At 48.8% G+C, this 1,851-nt stretch carries 3 protein-coding genes; all 3 read left to right on the top strand.

What is annotated here, in order from left to right; all coding sequences use genetic code 11:
* Positions 1 to 917, top strand: a 917-nt coding sequence (locus KDK19_RS11155) for a WD40 repeat domain-containing protein (protein WP_257291969.1), incomplete at its 5' end; no start/stop codon positions are given.
* Positions 918 to 1,110: 193 nt separating this feature from the next.
* The gene (locus KDK19_RS11150; RefSeq protein ID WP_257255577.1) at positions 1,111 to 1,428 is read left to right on the top strand and encodes an aminotransferase class I/II-fold pyridoxal phosphate-dependent enzyme; all 318 of its coding nucleotides are present in this window, start codon (positions 1,111 to 1,113) and stop codon (positions 1,426 to 1,428) included.
* Positions 1,429 to 1,460: 32 nt separating this feature from the next.
* Positions 1,461 to 1,851 (top strand): hypothetical protein (locus KDK19_RS11145; RefSeq protein WP_257291968.1); only part of this gene is annotated, 391 nt, incomplete at its 3' end.

Here is a 1,851-nt window from a genome sequence, read left to right as displayed (position 1 = left end):
ATACGGTCAATGTTTATGAAGGGGTGAGCCCGTTCAACCACCTGCAAACCCTGACCGAAGCGGGAAGCGATGTAAATACTGTTGCCTTTAACTCCAACGGCACCCTGCTGGCAGCCGGGGGGGAAGATTCAGAGGTCAGGCTTTATATTAAAAACGTGAGAAATCTGTTCACCCTCGTGAAAACCCTGTCCGATGCAAGAGGCCATATAAAAGGCGTTGACTTCCACCCCATCAACGGCCAGCTGGCAGTCGCTGAGCAACGCAGCAGGTTAAGAATTTATAGCGGGATCAGCCCGTATAACCGCCTGGAAAACTTGTTCGTTTCAGGCAGCTTTTTGTTGACTGTTGCCTACAACTCCGACGGCACCCTGCTGGCATGTGCGGATACTAGAAAAACAGTCAGGCTTTATAATGGGACGAATCCGGACGAAAACAGCCCTCTGCAAACCCTCCTGTTACCGCAACGGATAGAAAGCATTGTCTTCAACCAAGAAGGTACCCAGCTGCTAATTGGTTATGTAAATGGAGGCGTCGATGTTTATGGGGAACTCAAGTCGTCACCCCGCTTGACAATTATTCCGATAGCAATGCCATTATCGCCAGCATACGCCCTTGCATTCAGCCCTGACGGCAAATGGCTGTCAATTGGTAGATTGGATCGTGCCCTGATGTATAGGGTCGATGGTGTAAGATTACCTACAGCTCAAGCCAGCACAACTGAAGCGATTACAACAGCAGTCGCTGCAACAGCGGTCAATACAACAGCAGTCAATACAACAGCAGTCAATACAACAGCAGTTAATACAACAGACGCCAGTACCGGAACCACCACAGAAATAGATAATTCTTCGACGCTTAAAGCCCTTTCGCTAATCGTACTATTAACAGCAGTTCTCCAGGACATCGTACTGCAATGACATTTCCGGAAAACTATCTGGCCAATTCAGACACGGTCATGGATGATCTTTTGGGTTGATCCGACCTTCCAGAAAACAAATAACAGACTCATGTTATTAAGCCTGCCCACGGCTGCTCATGTGATTTTCCTTGTCTTGCCCGACGAGCTTTGCATACACTGGCACCCTGGAAGAACAAGCAGGAATGTTTGTCATGAGTATTTTCAAATCCCACATTGTCCAAATGGGAGCTTATACCCCACCTCTGGAAGGCCGGGACTCTCATGACCACCTGCTGCTGGACTTTAATGAGCGAACCCTGCCAGTTTGTCCTTCAGTAAAACAGGCGATGATTACCAACGGCTCCGACCAGGGTATTGACCTGATCATCCGCTCAGCCTGCCATCAAGGTGAAGAAGCCATCATTCCCGACCCCTCATTCGCCATGTATCACCAGCTGGCCAAGGCAGAAAACCTCAACATATTTTCACCGTTTTTTGTCATGGCCACGCTGGCTCTGGGAACTATCTGAGTCATTCAAAGCCGAAATTCTGGAGGAAAATAATGAACTTTGGAAAAGGTCTGGCTATTGCAAGTCTGATTATGTCTCTGCCAGGAAGCCTTACACAGGCTCAAATGTTAGGCTCGAATCAGCGAGCACAAATACCTCCTCAATTATTCTATAAAATTGCTATAGATCCGAACCAGCCACAGGCAATACCCACTTCAACGCCCACTGCCACCCCGCCAGCACGTTGTGGACCTCACAGGGCTCTCAGTATTGCATGGAATAAAAACAGTACGCTCATGGCTGTGGGAGTGGGTTCCGGCAATAGGGTCTGCGGTCGTACAGGAGACCTGCGAATCTTTGATATGAGTTCAGGAATCCCCAGACTTCTTCGTACCATACACGCAACAGAATGGGTAGAAAGCGTTGCTTTCAGCCCCGACGGCA

The organism is Endozoicomonas sp. ONNA1 (assembly GCF_024606325.1).
In the GTDB taxonomy this organism is placed as follows: Bacteria; Pseudomonadota; Gammaproteobacteria; order Pseudomonadales; family Endozoicomonadaceae; genus Endozoicomonas_A.
Note: the sequence above shows the minus strand (reverse complement) of the source record. Positions and strands in the feature narration are given on the sequence as shown.